The 16513-nt window shown below is 62.6% G+C and carries 18 protein-coding genes; 17 read left to right on the top strand and 1 reads right to left on the bottom strand.

The window, feature by feature from the left end; all coding sequences use genetic code 11:
• Window positions 1-45 precede the first annotated feature (45 nt).
• The 14 genes from Q7P63_15405 to Q7P63_15340 all read left to right on the top strand — a co-directional run bounded on the left by Q7P63_15405 (window position 46) and on the right by Q7P63_15340 (window position 12403).
• On the top strand, window positions 46-882 hold the full coding sequence (locus Q7P63_15405; protein MDP0501479.1) for a hypothetical protein: 837 nt from the start codon (window positions 46-48) through the stop codon (window positions 880-882).
• 58 nt (window positions 883-940) lie between these two features.
• A complete protein-coding gene (urtA, locus tag Q7P63_15400) occupies window positions 941-2185 on the top strand; it encodes an urea ABC transporter substrate-binding protein (GenBank protein MDP0501478.1) in 1245 nt (414 codons plus the stop codon).
• A 76-nt stretch (window positions 2186-2261) separates the two neighbouring features.
• Entirely contained in the window at window positions 2262-3965 is a 1704-nt protein-coding gene (urtB, locus tag Q7P63_15395) for an urea ABC transporter permease subunit UrtB (GenBank protein MDP0501477.1), read from the top strand.
• 12 nt (window positions 3966-3977) lie between these two features.
• Window positions 3978-5135: an urea ABC transporter permease subunit UrtC gene (gene urtC / locus Q7P63_15390; GenBank protein MDP0501476.1), complete on the top strand. Its 1158-nt coding sequence runs from the start codon at window positions 3978-3980 to the stop codon at window positions 5133-5135.
• Window positions 5135-5956 (top strand): urea ABC transporter ATP-binding protein UrtD, encoded by an 822-nt coding sequence (gene urtD, locus Q7P63_15385; protein MDP0501475.1) that lies wholly within the window; start codon window positions 5135-5137, stop codon window positions 5954-5956. The genes urtC and urtD overlap by 1 nt, the downstream gene beginning before the upstream one ends.
• 7 nt (window positions 5957-5963) lie before the next feature.
• Window positions 5964-6719: an urea ABC transporter ATP-binding subunit UrtE gene (gene urtE, locus Q7P63_15380; protein ID MDP0501474.1), complete on the top strand. Its 756-nt coding sequence runs from the start codon at window positions 5964-5966 to the stop codon at window positions 6717-6719.
• Entirely contained in the window at window positions 6719-7021 is a 303-nt protein-coding gene (locus Q7P63_15375; protein MDP0501473.1) for an urease subunit gamma, read from the top strand. Before urtE ends, Q7P63_15375 begins: the two co-directional genes overlap by 1 nt.
• On the top strand, window positions 7018-7353 hold the full coding sequence (locus Q7P63_15370; protein ID MDP0501472.1) for an urease subunit beta: 336 nt from the start codon (window positions 7018-7020) through the stop codon (window positions 7351-7353). Before Q7P63_15375 ends, Q7P63_15370 begins: the two co-directional genes overlap by 4 nt.
• An 8-nt stretch (window positions 7354-7361) precedes the next feature.
• A complete protein-coding gene (gene ureC / locus Q7P63_15365; GenBank protein ID MDP0501471.1) occupies window positions 7362-9095 on the top strand; it encodes an urease subunit alpha in 1734 nt (577 codons plus the stop codon).
• Window positions 9096-9104: 9 nt separating this feature from the next.
• Window positions 9105-9602, top strand: a complete 498-nt coding sequence (locus Q7P63_15360) for a hypothetical protein (protein ID MDP0501470.1) — start codon at window positions 9105-9107, stop codon at window positions 9600-9602.
• Window positions 9595-10311 carry an urease accessory UreF family protein gene (locus Q7P63_15355; protein ID MDP0501469.1) on the top strand — a complete coding sequence of 239 codons (717 nt, stop codon included), beginning with the start codon at window positions 9595-9597 and terminating at the stop codon, window positions 10309-10311. Before Q7P63_15360 ends, Q7P63_15355 begins: the two co-directional genes overlap by 8 nt.
• A gap of 4 nt (window positions 10312-10315) precedes the next feature.
• The gene (gene ureG, locus Q7P63_15350; GenBank protein MDP0501468.1) at window positions 10316-10963 is read left to right on the top strand and encodes an urease accessory protein UreG; all 648 of its coding nucleotides are present in this window, start codon (window positions 10316-10318) and stop codon (window positions 10961-10963) included.
• Entirely contained in the window at window positions 10960-11805 is an 846-nt protein-coding gene (locus Q7P63_15345; protein MDP0501467.1) for an urease accessory protein UreD, read from the top strand. Before ureG ends, Q7P63_15345 begins: the two co-directional genes overlap by 4 nt.
• Window positions 11806-11824: 19 nt before the next feature.
• Window positions 11825-12403, top strand: a complete 579-nt coding sequence (locus tag Q7P63_15340) for a HupE/UreJ family protein (GenBank protein ID MDP0501466.1) — start codon at window positions 11825-11827, stop codon at window positions 12401-12403.
• Here Q7P63_15340 and nikR read toward each other — a convergent pair.
• Window positions 12400-12858 (bottom strand): nickel-responsive transcriptional regulator NikR, encoded by a 459-nt coding sequence (gene nikR, locus Q7P63_15335; GenBank protein MDP0501465.1) that lies wholly within the window; start codon window positions 12856-12858, stop codon window positions 12400-12402. The two genes, Q7P63_15340 and nikR, sit on opposite strands and share 4 nt — an antisense overlap.
• A 293-nt stretch (window positions 12859-13151) precedes the next feature.
• On the opposite strand from nikR, the gene Q7P63_15330 reads away from it, so the two are divergent.
• From Q7P63_15330 to Q7P63_15320, 3 genes are all read left to right on the top strand, one after another.
• Entirely contained in the window at window positions 13152-14150 is a 999-nt protein-coding gene (locus Q7P63_15330) for an ABC transporter substrate-binding protein (GenBank protein ID MDP0501464.1), read from the top strand.
• 64 nt (window positions 14151-14214) lie between these two features.
• Window positions 14215-15594 (top strand): ABC transporter permease, encoded by a 1380-nt coding sequence (locus Q7P63_15325; protein ID MDP0501463.1) that lies wholly within the window; start codon window positions 14215-14217, stop codon window positions 15592-15594.
• Window positions 15591-16493: an ABC transporter ATP-binding protein gene (locus Q7P63_15320; protein ID MDP0501462.1), complete on the top strand. Its 903-nt coding sequence runs from the start codon at window positions 15591-15593 to the stop codon at window positions 16491-16493. The genes Q7P63_15325 and Q7P63_15320 overlap by 4 nt, the downstream gene beginning before the upstream one ends.
• The last annotated feature ends 20 nt before the right edge of the window (window positions 16494-16513 follow it).

Below are 16513 nucleotides of genomic sequence, written 5' to 3'. Positions count from 1 at the left end.
GGGTAGGCGTAAGTGCTCAAGCTTACCTTAATCAGACCCAAACCCATGATTCGACCCTACTTCACTCGTACGTGCGGCGCCCTTTTGCTTCTCGGCGCGGCTGCACTGCCTGCTTCTGTCTCGGCGCAAGCCACCGTTTCCGGCTCGCTGTCGTTCGATTACAATACTCACTTCATCTCCTATGGTGCCGACGTGTGGGGCACCGGGGACGACCTCGACGAGCCGACCTTCAACCCGTCCGTGGGCGTGACCCTAGACTTCGGCAACGGTTTTGGTGTCTACACCGGCGCTTGGATGGACGTTAACAATAAGGCCCCCAGCGACATCGGCGGCACCCTGCAAGAACTCGACGTCTGGGTGGGTGGCTACGCTACCTTCGGCATCGTCACCCTCGACGCGGCTGTGCAACAGTGGATCTACGGCGGGGATGTGGAAGAAATCTTCGACTTCGCCGTTAGTCTCGATACGACCGACATGATCGGCTTCAACCTCTCGCCCACGGTGAAGATGCACCACCGTTTCGAGGGCAATGGCGACCAGATCACCGGCACGATCCTCGACTTCAGCGTCGGCTACGACCTCGAGATCAACGAATCGTTCTCGCTGAGCTTCCCGGTCGCCGTGGGTTGGGTGCTCGATGAAGGCTATTACACCGCCACCGACGATTCGACCGACCCCGCCACCACCATCGAGGGCGACTCCGGCATCGGCTACTATATGGCCGGCATCGGCTTCAGCTATGCGCTTCCCTTTGGCGAAGCTGCCGGCTCCTGGGACCTCCATGGCGGGGTGAACTACTACTACACACCGGACGACGTGATCCCGGGCAACCCGGAAGAAGGGTTCGTCACGGCCAGCCTCGGGGTCGGCCTCAGCTGGTAATTCAACTCTACTCAACGGAACCCCTCACTCTATGATCAAGTTTTCTCATCTCTCTCGCATGGGCCGCTCAGCGCTGGCGCTGGGCGCGTCCCTCCTGGGCTTGACCTCACTCGCCCAGGCCCAGGAAACAGTCAAGGTTGGCGTGCTGCATTCGCTTAGCGGCACGATGGCGATCAGCGAAACGTCCCTCCGCGACGTGTTGCTGTTCGCATTCGACGAAATCAACGCTCAAGGCGGCGTGCTCGGGAAGAAGATCGAGCCCGTCGTCGTCGATGGGGCTTCGGACTGGCCGCTCTTTGCCGAAAAGGCCAAGCAGCTGCTGGTGCAAGACGATGTCGCGGTGGTCTTCGGATGCTGGACCTCCGTCAGCCGCAAGTCCGTCCTGCCCGTCTTCGAGCAGGAAAAGGGGCTGCTCTTCTACCCCGTGCAGTATGAGGGCGAAGAAATGTCGCCCAACATCTTCTATACGGCCGAAGCGGTGAACCAGCAGGCAATTCCGGCGGTCGACTTCCTCCTCGAAGAAGGGCGCAAGAAGTTCTACCTGATCGGCACCGACTACGTTTACCCGCAAACCACCAACCTCGTGCTGCTCGAATACCTGCGCAGCAAGGGCGTGGAAGTGGAAAACATCGGTGGCGGCCTCCGTCGCGACGGCAGCGGTAACGTGATCTCGGCCGGCACCTACACGCCGTTCGGTCACACCGACTACCAGCAGATCGTGGCCGACATTAAGAAGTTTGCCGCCTCGGGTGACGCCTGCGTGATCAACACGATCAACGGCGATTCCAATGTGGCGTTCTTCAAGGAATTCGCCGCCTCCGGCCTCACCGCCGACGACTGCCCCGTGGTTTCGTTCTCCCTCTCCGAAGACGAGTTCCGCTCCCTCCCGGCAGCCGATCTCGCGGGTCACCTCGGCTCCTGGACCTATTTCATGAGCCTCGACACGCCGGAGAACAAGAAGTTCGTCGCCAACTTCCAAAAGTGGCTCAAGACCGCCAAGGTCGAAGGCCTGGAGCGCGACAACCGCGTGACCTGCTCCCCGATGGTGCTTTCCTACAACGGTGTCTACCTCTGGAAGGCCGCCGTGGAAAAGGCTGGCACGTTCGACGTGGAGAAGGTCGTAGCCGAGCTCGAGAAGGGCATCTCCTTCGACGGCCCGGGCGGTGAAGTCACCACCCAGAAGAATCACCACCTCACGAAGGACGTCTACATCGGCGAAACGCTGCCCAACGGCCAGTTCCGCGTGATCGAATCCTACGAAGATGTGGTCGGCGAGCCCTTCCTCAAGGGCACGTTCCAATAGTTGCCGCTCCCGGCGCATTTACTGGGCGGACGGCGTTAACCCGCCGTCCGCCTTTCCCCTTTTTTCGACGATCGCCATGCATCCTCCCACTCTCTCGCATATCTGTCGCCTCCTGCTCTTGCCGCTGCTCTTTTGCCTGCCTTCCCTCCTCACGGCGCAAGACGAAGAGGAGGCCGTGCCCTCCCGCACGCTCTTCATGGAAGCGCTGACGGCTGAGCCCGACCGCGCCAACGAAATCCTGCAAGAGCTGGCCGCGCGCGGTGCCACCGAAGTCCGCCCGCTGCTGGAAGCATGGCGCGCCGGTGGTGTCTACGCCTATCAGGGTGAGCCCGACACGCAGCCCGTCTACGTGACGCTTGAAACGACGGCCGAGCAGGAACCTACCGGAAAAACCTATCTGCGCAGTGCCGCGACCGGCGACTTCATCGAAAACGCCGAAGGCGATGCGATCGTGGTGGAGAAAAGCAGCCTTGAGCCCATGTTCCCTTCGCGCCGCCTGCGCCGCAACCTGCTGCAAGTGGTCGATGTGATCGCCCTCGGCTCACCGCAGGCCCATGAGCGCGCATCAGCCGCCATCGCGCTTGGTCTCAAAGGTGAGAGCGACTACCTCAAGGCCCTCGAAGAGCGCCGCGCGGTCGAGGAAAACGGCGCGGTACAGGAAGCGCTAGACGAGGGCATTGCGCTCTCGCAACTCGCCCTGGCCGAACGCGAGATCAAGCTGCAGGCGGTTCAGCGACTCGATGAGCTGAATTCTATCCCGGCGCTTGACCGTATCCGCGCGCTGCAACGAGAAGCCACCGCCGAAGGCTCCGACTGGAGCGCGGACGATATCGCGGTGCTCAACAAAGCCATTGCCAGCATCGAAGGCTACCTCAAGTGGGTCGACTTTTTTGGCACCGCCTTCCGCGGCCTTTCCGCCGGTGCCGTCTTGCTCGTCGTCGCCCTCGGCCTCGCCATCACCTTCGGCCTGATGGGCGTCATCAACATGGCCCACGGGGAGATGATCGCGCTCGGCGCTTACACCGTCTATTTCGTCCAGATCGGCATCATCGCTGTCTTCGGCCCGACGGGTAAGGAGTGGTATTTCCTCGCCGCTATTCCGACCGCTTTTGTGGTGAGCGCCTTTGCTGGCCTGCTGCTGGAGCGGGGCGTCATCCAGTTTCTCTACAAGCGCCCGCTGGAAAGCCTGCTGGCGACCTGGGGCGTGTCCTGGATCCTCCAGCAGTCGTTCAAGCTGATCTTCGGCGCACAAAACAAGAACGTCGAAAGCCCCACCTGGCTCTTGGGCAACATGACGTTCTTCGACATCAGCTTCGGCTACAACCGCCTATTCATTATCCTCTTTGCCATCCTGATCCTGGTCGGCACCTGGCTCCTGCTCACAAAGACGCCCCTCGGTCTGTGCATCCGCGCGGTGATGCAAAACCCGCAGATGGCCGCCAGCATGGGCATCAGCACCTCGCGCACTCGCATGGCCACCTTTGCCTTCGGTTCGGGCCTGGCAGGCCTCGCCGGCGCGTTCCTTTCGCAGATTGGCAGTGTCGGCTCCGGCCTGGGGCAGACGTACATCGTCGACAGCTTCATGGTCGTCGTGGCCGGCGGGGTGGGGAACCTGCTCGGCACGCTCTACACCGCGCTCGGCATCGGCGTGGTCGACAACACGCTGCAGCCCTTCCTCGGGCCTGTCATGGGCAAGATTTGTGTCCTCTTCGCCATCATCCTCTTCCTGCAATGGAAGCCAGGCGGCCTTTTCCCGGCCCGCTCCCGTGCTCTCGATTAAAGCTTTGCCGCCATGTCACTTTCACAACCCATCACTCGAGACAAGAACCTCTGGGCCATCGGCATCTTCGTGCTGATCGGTGCCGTCGCGCTGCCGCTGCTCAACTCAGCCGGTGTCGTCGCCGACTTCCAGCTCAACACCTGGGGCAAGTATCTCTGCTACGCCACGCTGGCGGTGAGCGTGAACCTGCTTTGGGGTTATACGGGCCTGCTCAGCCTCGGCCAGGCCCTCTTTTTCGCCCTCGGGGGCTACGCCTTCGGCATGTATCTCATGCTCATGATCGGCGAAGACCCCAATTACCACACGCGCCTGCCGGACTTCATGGACTTCATGGGGATGCAGGAGCTGCCGTGGCACTGGAAGCCCTTTGAAAACGCTGGCTTTGCCGTCCTGGCCGTGATCCTCGTGCCCGCGATTGTGGCGCTGATCTTCGGCTTCCTGGCCTTCCGGGCGCGCATCAAGGGCGTCTACTTCTCCATCATCACGCAGACACTGACTTACGCCGCCGCACTGCTCTTCTTCCGCAACGAATTCACCTTCGGCGGTAACAACGGCTTTACGGACTTCAAGGAGATGTTCGGCCTGAGCCTCTACACCTCAGGCACCCAGCGCGGGCTGTTCATCGCCAGCGCACTCTACCTGGCGGCGTGTCTATTCTTCAACTGGTGGCTCACGCGCACGAAGTTCGGCAAGATCCAGCAGGCGATCCGCGACAGCGAAAACCGCGTGCGTTTTTCCGGCTACGACACGCTGAACTACAAGATGCTGATCTTTACCGCTGCCGCCGTGATCGGCGGGGTGGGCGGCGCGCTCTACGTGCCGCAGGTCGGCATCATCAACCCGAACGAGATGATGCCCGCCAAATCGCTCGAAGCAGTCGTCTGGGTGGCTGTGGGAGGTCGCGGACGCCTCTGGGGCCCCGTCATCGGCGCGATTCTGGTCAACGCGATCAAGAGCTGGGCGACGGTGCAGTTCCCGAACTACTGGCTGATCATGCTGGGCGCGCTGTTCCTCTTCGTCGTGCTCTTCATGCCGGCCGGTATCGCGGGCATCCCCTCGCAGTTCAAGCACTGGCGCAAGAAGATGGCCTCGCGTCGCGAGATGCCAGCCGAGCCCGTAAAGGCAGCCGAACCGGTCGCTGAAGTCGAAACCGCCAAAAGCTCCACCTGATGAAAAATTTGCACCCTTCCCAGCCGCGACCCGAGCCTCAACGCCCGCGCGAGTGGATCCTGACAATTGAAAACCTGAACAAGGCCTTCGACGGCTTTCAGGTGATCCGCGACCTAAACCTCTATCTCGACAAGGGCGAGCTGCGGACGATCATCGGCCCCAACGGTGCAGGCAAAAGTACTCTGCTCGACATGATCACGGGTCGCACGGTGCCTGATTCGGGGACGATCGAGTTCGGGCCTGATCACCGCTACAACCTTACGCGACTGCCCGAACACAAGATCAACCGGCTCGGCATCGCCCGCAAGTTCCAGTCGCCCAGCGTCTACCGCGAGCAGAGCGTCTACGACAACCTGCTGCTCTCCCTGCCGCGCGCCCACGGCGTGTTCGAAGCACTCTTTTACCGCGAGAGCAAGGAAGACAGCGAGCGCATCCATGAGGTGCTCAAGACGATCCGCCTCGAAGATCGCAAGCACGAGCTGGCGGGCAGTCTTTCCCACGGCCAAAAGCAGTGGCTGGAGATCGGCATGCTGCTCGCGCAAGACCCGAAGCTGCTCCTCGTCGACGAACCTGCCGCCGGCATGACCGACGAAGAGACTGAGCGCACCGGCGAGCTGCTGCTCTCACTGGAGGGCAAGCACAGCATCATCGTGATCGAGCACGACATGGATTTTGTGCGCCAGATCGCCCGCAAGGTCACCGTGCTGCACCAAGGCTCCGTGCTCTGCGAAGGGCCGGTCGACAAGGTGCAGAGCGACCCAAAAGTGATCGAAGTCTATTTGGGCCGCAAAGCCGGTCGCCCCGAACCCGTCGCCAACTAAGCCTGCCATGACTGCCACGATACTTCCCGAACCCGCCGTTACCACCGACACCGCTCCGCGCGAAACCGTCCTTACGGTCAAGGGCCTTTGCGCCAGCTACGACCACTCACGGATCCTGCGCAGCGTAGACCTTCAGGTTAACCGGGGCGAGATCCTCTGCCTGATGGGCCGCAACGGCGTCGGCAAAACGACGACCCTCAAGTCCATCATGGGGCTGATCGACACCGATGAAGGCGAGATCAGCCTGCAAGGCAAAAACCTGAAGGGCCTGCCGCCGGAAAAGCGCGCGCGCCTCGGCATCGGCTTTGTGCCCCAAGGGCGCGACATCTTTTCCAGCCTCACCGTTCGCGAAAACCTGCAGGTATCGGTCGTCGTTTACGGGCGCAAGGCCAAGGAGCAGATGGACCGTGTGCTGACACTCTTCCCGGTGCTCAAGGAAATGCTGCACCGCAAGGGTGGAGTGCTTTCCGGCGGCCAGCAGCAGCAGCTCGCCATCGCCCGCGCCCTGCTTACCGACCCGAAGCTGCTCATCCTCGACGAGCCGACGGAGGGTATTCAGCCGAACATTATCGACTTGATCGAAGACACCCTAAAGCTGTTGCGCAAGGAGGGGAAGATGGGCATCCTGCTGGTCGAACAGAGCCTCGACTTTGCCCAGGCGGTCGGCGATCGTTTTTCGATCATGACCCGGGGCAGCGTCGTGGCCAGTGGCGCCATGAGCGACCTCAGCCAGGAGCACATCGAACAACATTTGACCGTCTAATGCACCTTACCCCGCGCGAAAGAGAAAAGCTGCTGATCGTAGTCGCGGCCGACCTGGCCCGCCGCCGCCAGCAGCGAGGCCTGAAGCTCAACTACCCCGAAGCCGCCGCTATCCTCACTTACGAGCTGTTGGAGGGCATCCGCGACGGCAAGAGCATCTCCGAGTTGATGGACTACGGCCGCACCATCCTGAAGCGCGACGACGTGATGGAAGGCGTGCCCGAAATGCTCTCCGAAGTGCAAGTCGAAGGCACCTTCCCCGACGGCACCAAACTCGTCACTGTGCACTACCCGATCGCATGAAACCCGGAGAAATCATTACCCCCGCCGGCGCTCCGCCGCTCGAAGCCAACGTTGGCCTGCCCACGATCCAGGTTGTCGTGACCAATGTGGGCGACCGCCCGATCCAGGTCGGCAGCCACTTCCACTTTGCGGAGGTCAATACGAGCCTCGAATTCGACCGCGAAGCCGCCACCGGCTACCGCCTCAACATCCCTGCGGGCACCGCCGTCCGTTTCGAGCCGGGCGATGAGCGCGAGGTGGAACTGGTCGCACTGGCCGGTCGCCGCGAAGTCCACGGGCTCAATGGCCGCATCAACGGCAAGCTGCCGCCCCTCCCGAAACCCCAAGCCTGAGAGCCCCGATGCCTTTACACCTTTCACGTCAACAGTATGCCGAAATGTTCGGCCCGACCGTGGGCGACCGCGTGCGCCTGGCCGATACGGAGCTTTTTGTCGAAGTCGAGCGCGACCTGATCGCGGAAAACGGCGGCTACGGCAACGAAGTCAAGTTCGGCGGCGGCAAGGTCATCCGCGACGGCATGGGCCAGTCGCCGACGCACCTCGCGCACGACTGCCTTGACCTCGTGCTGACCAACGCCTTGCTGCTCGATCCGATCCACGGCATCGTGAAGTGCGACATCGGGATCAAGGATGGCCGTATCGCCGCCATCGGGCACGCGGGCAACCCCCTGATTCAGGACGGCATCACGCCGGGCATGATCGTGGGGGCGTCCACCGAAGTCATCGCTGCAGAAGGCAGCATCGTCACGGCGGGCGGCATCGACTCGCACATCCACTATATCTGTCCGCAGCAAATTGACGAAGCCCTTGCCAGCGGCGTCACCACCATGATGGGCGGCGGCACGGGCCCCGCCACGGGCACCAACGCCACCACCTGCACGCCCGGCGCTTGGAACATCCACCGCATGCTGCAGGCGGCAGACGCCTTCCCGATGAATCTCGGGTTCATGGGCAAGGGCAACAGCTCTAACGGTAACGCCTTGCGCGAGCAAATCGTGGCTGGCGCGATGGGCCTGAAGCTGCACGAAGACTGGGGCACCACACCGGTGGCCATCGACACCTGCCTCTCTGTCGCGGACGAGATGGACGTGCAGGTCGCCATCCATACCGACACGCTCAACGAGAGCGGCTTTGTCGAAACGACGCTGGAAGCTTTCAAGGGCCGCGTAATCCATACCTTCCACAGCGAAGGTGCAGGCGGTGGGCACGCGCCGGACATCCTCAAGGTCTGCGGCGCGCCCAACGTGTTGCCGTCGTCGACCAATCCTACGCGCCCCTTTACCGTCAATACGATCGACGAGCACCTCGACATGCTCATGGTCTGTCACCACCTCGATTCGAGCATCCCGGAAGATGTGGCCTTTGCCGAAAGCCGCATCCGCCCGCAGACGATTGCCGCCGAGGACATCCTGCACGACCGGGGCGCCATCTCGATCATGTCGAGCGACAGCCAGGCCATGGGACGGGTGGGGGAAGTCGTCATCCGTACTTGGCAAACGGCGGACAAGATGAAGCGCCAGTTTGGCCCGATGACGGATGAGGCACACCCTGCTGCCGATAACTTTCGCGTGCTGCGCTACCTCGCCAAATACACGATCAACCCGGCCATTGCCTGCGGCTTTGCGCACGAGGTGGGTTCGGTCGAAGTCGGCAAGCTGGCCGACCTGGTGCTCTTCAAACCCGCGTTCTTCGGCGTAAAGCCTGAGCTGGTGCTGAAGGGCGGCATGATCGCGCTCGCCAACATGGGCGACCCGAACGCCTCGATCCCGACGCCGCAGCCGACCTTCTACCGCCCGATGTTCGGCTCCTTTGGCGGCGCGCGCACGGCCACCAGCGTCACGTTTGTCAGCCAGGCCGCGCTCGACGCCAAGGTGCCGGAGCAGCTGGGCCTGCGCAAACGTTGTGTGGCGGTCAAAAGCTGTCGCGAGCTGTCGAAAAAAGACATGGTGCTCAACGACTACCTGCCGGATATCTCGGTCGACCCGGAGACCTACGAGGTGCGGGCCGATGGCGAGCTGCTGACTTGTGAGCCCGCAACGGTTTTACCGATGGCGCAACGCTACTTCCTCTTCTAGGCTGGCGGCATGAATCTGGTAAAAGCAGCACTTCCCGCCTCCGCCGCTAGCGGGGTTACCCAATGGACTGATCTCGTGGCCGACCGTCGCGACCTCGCCCGCCGTCGCTGGCGCGCAAAGGCCGCCGACGGCACCGACTTCGGCTTCGACCTCACGCAACCGCTCTCGCACGGCGACTGCATCCACGTCGCAGGCGACAAAGGCTACCGCATCGAGCAGGCACCGGAAACGGTAGTGGTGATCCCGTATTGCTCGCCCGAAGAGGCCGGTCGCATCGGCTGGATGATCGGCAACCTGCACTTTCTGGCCGAATTCGCCCCCGATGGCATGGTCGTAGAGGATGACCTTGCGATCATGCAGCTGATCGAGCGCGAGGGCATCGAGTTCCGTCGCGACGAGCGCCGTTACGCGCCACCGATCACCGGGATGGGGCACCATCATCACCACGATCACGAGCACGAGGAGCACGGCCACCATCATCATCACCACCCGCACGGACATGGTTGAAGACCGGTTCCCGCGTCAGCCAACGCGCGACCCGCTCGACTGGCTGCCCTTCCTGCTGCAGACGACCGACCCGACTTTCCCGACGGGCGGCTATGCGCACAGCTATGGGCTCGAAGGCGCGGTCGAGCTGGGTTTGGTGCACGACGTGGCGACGCTCGAAACCTTTCTCCAAGACGAGGTGCTGGCCGCGCTGGAAGGGCTCGAGCTGCCATTTCTCCGTTTCGCCTACGAGGCGCAAGACGTAGACGAATTCCTGGCGCTGGATGCCCTTTACGACGCCTCGGTGCTGCCCGCCGAAGCGCGGCAAGCCAGTCGCCAGCTTGGGCAGCGTCGTCTGGCCATTTTAGCGCGTATCTACGACGACAAACGGCTGCAAAGCCTGCAGGCGCAGGTCCAGAGCCAACAGACGCCCGGGCATCAGGTAATCGTCAACGGCCTGCAGGCGCAGGTTGGGGGTATGCCGCTGTCGGCAGCCCTGACGGCGCACGCCTATCAGACCCTCACCACCGTGCTCCAGGCCTCGATGAAGCTGATCCGCATCGGGCAGGAAGGCTGTCAAAAGCTGCTCACCCCGCTCTTGCAAGAGCTGCCGCAGGTGGTCGAGACTTCGTGCCAGATCGACCGCGACGACGCCGGAGTGACCGTGCCCACGCTCGACCTCGCCTCTTGCCGCCACGCCACCGCCTTTTCCCGACTCTTCATTTCCTGATCGTATGATTCAAGCGAACCCCGAAGCATCCCAACCGCGCCCCGTCCGCATCGGCGTCGGCGGCCCCGTCGGCTCCGGCAAGACGATGTTGCTGCTGCGCCTCTGCCAGGCCCTACGCGAAAAGTATGACGTGGCGGTGGTCACGAACGACATTTACACCAAGGAAGACGCCGAATTTCTCGTGCGTCAGGAGGCGCTGCCGGCCGACCGCGTGGTCGGGGTCGAGACGGGCGGCTGCCCGCACACGGCCGTACGCGACGACACGAGCATGAACGACGCGGCAATTGCCGACCTCTGCCAACGCTTCCCCCAGCTGCAGGTAATCCTCGTGGAAAGCGGTGGAGACAACCTCTCGGCCACCTTCTCACCGGAGTTGGTCGACGCCTTCATTTACGTGATCGACGTGGCCGAGGGCGACAAGATCCCGCGCAAGGGCGGGCCGGCCATCCGCTTCTCCGACCTGCTCATCATCAACAAGATCGAACTCGCGCCCTATGTGGGTGCCGATCTTGGCGTGATGGACCGCGACGCCAAGGCCCAGCGCGGCCAGCGCCCGTTTATCTTTTGCGACCTGAAGAGTCAGAAGGGCCTGCCAGAGGTTCTGGCGTGGCTTGAGGAACAATGCTTCTTTCCGCTCCACCAGTCCGTGTGACGCCTGAGCCTCCCTCGCGAGGCCGGACGCTGCAGGGCGGCCTCTGGGCCGAAGTCGCGCCGCACGAAGGCGTGGCCCGGCTGCAGCGTTGTCGACACGCCGCCCCTGCGCACGTCAGCAAACCGAGCTGGCAGGGCGGACACCTTTTGCTGCAGGTCAATTGCCCTTCGACCGGCCTCTTTGGCGGCGATAGCCTGACGCTAGACGTGAAGGTGCGCGAGGGTGCCGCCATGACGCTGACGTCGCAGGCGGCAATGCGCATCCACCCGATGCATGCGCACGACCAGGCGGAAGCGATTAACCGTTTCGACGTATGCGGCGCGGATTCGTGGTTGGAATACTGGCCGGAGGCGACCGTGCTACAGGCCGAAGCGAATTTTCAACAACATACGCAACTCGATTGCCGCGACGGCGGCGAAGCGCTCGTGCTGGACGTGGTCTGGCCGGGGCGACTGCGACGAGGGGAGGCCTTCCGCTTCGGGCGCTACCATACGCAGCTCGATGTGCAACTGGACGAGTCCCTGGCCCTGCGCGAACGTGGTCGCTTCGACCGGGGCAGCCGGGCACGGGCCGCATGGCAGCGCGCGCTGACACCCGCCGTGCAGTGCACCGTCGTATTGGTCACCCGCCGCGATGTCTCGAAATGTGCGGAAGCTCTGCACGCCTGGGATCTGCCGCCCGAATGCCTGCTTGGGGCCACGGCGCTACCCGCGGGAGGGCTTGCGGTGCGCGTCCTCAGTCGTAACCTCCGAGAGTTGCCTCGCCTGCTGCAGCGCCTGCGCTCTTTTGCTTATGAAACCGCCGAACGGCCGGAGCCATCCCTCCGGCGCCTGCTCGCTTAACCACTTCCCTGACACCACCATGACCCTCCGTAATACGCTCTCTCGTTCCAGCCTTGCCGTGGCAGCCCTCACGCTGCCCGTGATCGCCTACGCTCACCCCGGCCACTCCCACGGTCTGCACGGCTTCGAAGCCGGTTTCATGCACCCCGTAATGGGGCTCGACCACCTGCTCGGGCTGCTCGCGCTTGGCCTCGTCTCGGCCCGTTTCCGGGGAGCACAGGCCGCAACCTATGGCGGGGTGATCGCGGCTTCGCTGGCGGTGGGCCTGCTGGTGGGGCGCCTCGTAGGCGGTTTCAGCGGTCTGGAGTATGCCTTGAGCGCCAGCCTCGCGCTCGTGGCGGTGCCGCTGCTCTGGCAACGTGCAGGCAATCTGGCCGCTGCTTCGGCAATCGCGGCAGTCGTGGCCGGCGTCCATGCGATGGCCCATGGTATCGAGTTGCACGGCACAGTGGCGCTGCTCGGCTTTGTGCTCAGCAGCGTGGCAATCGTGGCCGCCGGGCATGGCGTCGGGCGTGTGCTGGCTCGCCAGCCCTTGGCTCAAGCCGTCTTTGGCTGCATCGTAGCCGCTTTCGGTGTCTGGTCGCTGCTCGGGGCTTAGCCCTGCTGGCGGCGCGCGTGGATGGGCGGCAGCAGCTTGGAAGTAACCGTCAAGTTAACCGAGCTGACGCCGCGCGTCCCGACCAATTCGTCCACAATCTCCTGCAGGCGGTAAATCGGGCCCTGGACGGTCCAGACTTCCATCACGTGCGCGTTCTCCAGCAGCACATGTTGTGAGCTGATGACCTCGTCCACGTGCTCGCGCTGGATCTTGACCAGCTTTTGCATCAGGCCGCGACGGGCTTCGTCGTAGACGAGTGTGATCATGCCCGCCATCACCTCCGAGGGGTCGTCCTGGTAATAGCTCAACAACCCCGTCTGAATCATGTCGGCGATAGCTTGCGAGCGGTTATGGAACCCGCGGCGCTCCATCATTTCGTCGAGTGACTGCAGGAGGGAATTGGGCAGCGATATGCTGATGCGGCTGACGTTCTGGGCAAGGGATTCTTGGGACATCTCTTCCGTAGAGTCGCGCAAAACGCGCAAACTGGCAAGTCCCAGACATGCGCTTTTGCGTTCGCAAGTCTACTGTGCGCGGCTGCTTGGAAAGCGACATCCGGTGCACAATGTTATGCAATCTCGGAGCAAGGGCAGGGGGTGGCATAGGTCCTGCAAGTATTAAAAAACGTCCAAAACGTAATATTTTGAACAGCCACCCATCAGCTCGATTGTGCAAAAATGCACAGTTGGGCAGATTTGGTCCAGTTCAAAACGTTTGGGCGCTTCATACCAACCTCCCCCGTCCTGAGATGAATACCACTTCCTCCATTTCCCGATGGTTCCGCCGAGCCGGCCTGGCCTGCGCCGCTCTGTTTCTCTGCACGCTGCTTTCCGCCAAGGACGCGCTGAAAATCGCCTATAGTGATTGGCCGGGCTGGGTCGCCTGGGAAATTGGCATCAAGAAGGGCTGGTTCCAGGAAGAGGGCGTCGATGTCCAGTTCCTCTGGTTCGACTACGTGGCCTCGATGGACGCCTATGTGGCGGGCCAGGTGGACGCCGTTTGCATGACCAATGGCGACGCTCTCGTAACGGGCGCGACCGGCAAGCCCTCCGTGGGGATTATCCTGAACGACTTTTCCAATGGCAACGACATGATCGTGGCCGCCCCCGGCATCAAGTCCGTCAAAGACCTCAAGGGCAAGAAGATCGGCCTGGAAGAAGGCTTCGTGGAGCACTTGCTTTTCCTCACCGCGCTGAAGAAGCACGGCCTGAACCCCTCCGACGTGACGATCGTCAACACGCCCACCAACGAGACGCCGCAAGTGCTCGCCTCGGGCGCGGTGGACGCCGTTGCCGCGTGGCAGCCCAACTCGGGCCAGGCGCTGAAGACGGTAGCCGGCTCGACGCCCGTCTTCACCTCGGCCGATGCCCCGGGCATCATTTACGACCTGCTCTACGTTTCGCCCGAGAGCCTGGAGTCGCGCCGCGCGGACTGGGTGAAGGTCGCCAAGGTGTGGTACCGCATCGTGGACTACCTCAAGGACGAGCAGAACTTCGACGAAGCGCTCGAAATCCTCGCCAGTCGCGTTTCGGTGAAGCCGCAGGAATACGAGCCCTTCTTCGAAGGCACCTACATCCTCTCCTACGAGGAATCGCTGGAGCGATGGAAGGACGCCTCTGGCCTCGGCTCCGTCTATGGCTCGACGAAGGTCGTCGACGCCTTCAATCGCACGGTGGGCGTCTACGAGCAAAGCCAGGATGTTTCCAAGTATCTCGACCCGAGCCTTACGAAAGAGCTCAAGCAGTAGCGACTACGCCCGGGCCGCAGCTTGATCGCGCGCTGCGGCCCCTTGCTTCCCAACCTACCGACCGGTGAAATCCGCTTCCCGAAAAAATCTCGATACCGTCTCGTGGCTCGCCATCCGCAAGCCGTTGAACGGCCAGCGGCGTCTATTGCTCACAATTTGCTCGTTTGTGCTGCCGCTGGCTCTGTGGTGCTTCGTCAGCTATCTGCCTTTCATCTGGCACCCGGATGTGCGCCTTACGATTGCAGCCGACCGCGAGGGCGTCACGACCGTCTACACCGCGGGAGATCATGTCAGCCGTGAGTATTTTGACGAATACGCCAATGCCGTCCGCGCCGAAAACGCCAGCGCACAGAGCGGCGAGGGTGGGGCACGCAGTGGCTTTGCCGCCCGGCGCAACAACGTCAAGATCCTGCGCGCGCTCGCGCCCTTGGCGGTCGACCACGGTTGGCTGACGGAAGAGCAGTTAACTGACGACGAAGCCGTGGCAGGCATCTGGCAGGGCATCGCCGATGGGCGTCTGGTGACCGATTCCCCGGCTCTCACGCCAGAAAACCGCGAGATTGTGCGGCAAAACTGGCAAACGCTTCAGGCCTACTGGGCGCAGGATGCCGAGCACCGCATGCCCTCCGACCCGCTTTTGAAGCTCATCCCGCAAGGCCGGCTCAGCAATCCCGTATACCTCCCGGAACCGCATCAAGTGCTGATCGCGGGTTGGAAGGACTGGACGGCAGAACCGGAGGAGGGTCGCCCTTCGCTGCCGGAACGCTACAAGCACTCGCTCTACATCGTCTTCTCCGGCTTTCTGCTGGCGGCACTGGTGGGCGTGCCGATTGGCATTCTCAGCGGCACCTTCGACTTTTGCGCCCGCTTGTTCGAGCCGTTTATCGACTTCTTCCGCTACATGCCGGCCCCTGCTTTCAGCACGCTGCTGGTGGCGATCTTTATGGCCCACGATGCGCCCAAGATCGCGCTCGTTTTTGTCGGTACCTTCTTCCAGCTCGTGCTCGTGGTCGCCAACACCACGCGCCAGCTCGACTACTCGCTCCTGGAGGCCGCGCAAACCCTCGGGGCCAAACGCTGGGACTTGCTGCGCAGGGTCATCCTACCCGGCATCACACCCGACCTCTACAACGACTTGCGCATCCTGCTCGGCTGGGCCTGGACGTGGCTCGTCATCGCCGAGCTCATCGGGGTCAAAAGTGGACTCACGGAGGTGATCGAAACCCAGGGCCGCTGGCGCAACTTCGACAGCGTCTTCCCGATCATCATCCTGATCGGCCTGACCGGCTTCTTTACCGACCAGATTCTTTCCGCCCTGCGCCCGGTTCTCTTCCCTTGGACGCCCGACGCGATTACCCGCAAGCGCGGCCCCATCGTGCGCTTCTTCAGCTGGCTGCTCGACCGCGACGTCTACGTTTCACCCCGCACCTCTTCCGAAGCATGAGCGACCATCTCGACCTTCCCGACTACCGCGAACAAAGCCCGGAAGTGGCCGCCCGTTTTGCCGCGCTCAAGCAGCGACCGGTCAAGCTGGAGGTGCGCGGCCTGCACAAGCGCTACCACTCCGCCGAGGGTGAACGCAGCGTGCTGCAAGACATCAGCTTCAACGTCCACCGGCGCGAATTCATTTCGATCATCGGCCCCTCGGGCTGCGGCAAATCCACCCTCATCCGCATCCTCGCCGGGCTGGAGACGATCTCCGGCGGCGAAGTCCTGCTCGAAGGCAAGGCCGTGACCGGTCCGAGTCGCGAACGAGGCATGGTCTTCCAGGGCTACACGCTCTTCCCGTGGCTTACGGTGAAAAAGAACGTGATGTTTGGCCTCGAAGTCAGCGGTCGCTCCGGGCCAAGCATCGAAAGCGAGGCGATGGACTGGATCAACCTCGTCGGCCTCTCGCGCTTTGCCAACGCCTACCCGAGCCAGCTCTCCGGTGGCATGAAGCAGCGCGTGGCGATCGCCCGGGCGCTCGCGAACCAGCCGCAAATCCTCTTTATGGACGAGCCTTTCGGCGCTCTCGATGCCCAGACGCGCTGCCAGATGCAGGCCTACCTGCTTCAGATCTGGAAGAACGTCGACGTCACGATCCTGTTCGTCACGCACGATCTGGAAGAGGCGATCTACCTCTCCGACCGCATCCTCGTGCTCAAGGCCAATCCGGGCGAGATCCAGGAGTTCATCGAGGTGCCGGTGCCGCGTCCGCGCGATGTCGAGCAGTTTATCAGCCCGACTTTCCTGGCGACCAAGAACCGGCTGGAGCACCTGATCCACCCGACCCAATACGCCGGGCAGACTCCGACCCTGCCCATCACCAAGCTGACTGCAGCGGGCGACGAAGTAGAATAGGCTCGCTTTTTTGGCCTCAA

It is taken from the genome of Verrucomicrobiota bacterium JB022 (assembly GCA_030673845.1).
GTDB lineage: Bacteria > Verrucomicrobiota > Verrucomicrobiia > Opitutales > Oceanipulchritudinaceae > WOUP01.
This window is presented reverse-complemented; position numbering and strand designations above follow the sequence as displayed.

What these genes read in the sequence shown, in the direction of transcription:
- urtC (MDP0501476.1), top strand. Translation starts at nt 3,978, where the DNA reads ATGTCACTTTCACAACCCATCACTCGAGACAAGAACCTCTGGGCCATC.
- Q7P63_15340 (MDP0501466.1), top strand. Translation starts at nt 11,825, where the DNA reads ATGACCCTCCGTAATACGCTCTCTCGTTCCAGCCTTGCCGTGGCAGCC.
- Q7P63_15320 (MDP0501462.1), top strand. Translation starts at nt 15,591, where the DNA reads ATGAGCGACCATCTCGACCTTCCCGACTACCGCGAACAAAGCCCGGAA.
- urtD (MDP0501475.1), top strand. Translation starts at nt 5,135, where the DNA reads ATGAAAAATTTGCACCCTTCCCAGCCGCGACCCGAGCCTCAACGCCCG.
- nikR (MDP0501465.1), bottom strand. Translation starts at nt 12,858, where the DNA reads ATGTCCCAAGAATCCCTTGCCCAGAACGTCAGCCGCATCAGCATATCG.
- Q7P63_15330 (MDP0501464.1), top strand. Translation starts at nt 13,152, where the DNA reads ATGAATACCACTTCCTCCATTTCCCGATGGTTCCGCCGAGCCGGCCTG.
- urtA (MDP0501478.1), top strand. Translation starts at nt 941, where the DNA reads ATGGGCCGCTCAGCGCTGGCGCTGGGCGCGTCCCTCCTGGGCTTGACC.
- ureC (MDP0501471.1), top strand. Translation starts at nt 7,362, where the DNA reads ATGCCTTTACACCTTTCACGTCAACAGTATGCCGAAATGTTCGGCCCG.
- Q7P63_15405 (MDP0501479.1), top strand. Translation starts at nt 46, where the DNA reads ATGATTCGACCCTACTTCACTCGTACGTGCGGCGCCCTTTTGCTTCTC.
- urtE (MDP0501474.1), top strand. Translation starts at nt 5,964, where the DNA reads ATGACTGCCACGATACTTCCCGAACCCGCCGTTACCACCGACACCGCT.
- Q7P63_15375 (MDP0501473.1), top strand. Translation starts at nt 6,719, where the DNA reads ATGCACCTTACCCCGCGCGAAAGAGAAAAGCTGCTGATCGTAGTCGCG.
- Q7P63_15355 (MDP0501469.1), top strand. Translation starts at nt 9,595, where the DNA reads ATGGTTGAAGACCGGTTCCCGCGTCAGCCAACGCGCGACCCGCTCGAC.
- ureG (MDP0501468.1), top strand. Translation starts at nt 10,316, where the DNA reads ATGATTCAAGCGAACCCCGAAGCATCCCAACCGCGCCCCGTCCGCATC.
- Q7P63_15360 (MDP0501470.1), top strand. Translation starts at nt 9,105, where the DNA reads ATGAATCTGGTAAAAGCAGCACTTCCCGCCTCCGCCGCTAGCGGGGTT.
- urtB (MDP0501477.1), top strand. Translation starts at nt 2,262, where the DNA reads ATGCATCCTCCCACTCTCTCGCATATCTGTCGCCTCCTGCTCTTGCCG.
- Q7P63_15370 (MDP0501472.1), top strand. Translation starts at nt 7,018, where the DNA reads ATGAAACCCGGAGAAATCATTACCCCCGCCGGCGCTCCGCCGCTCGAA.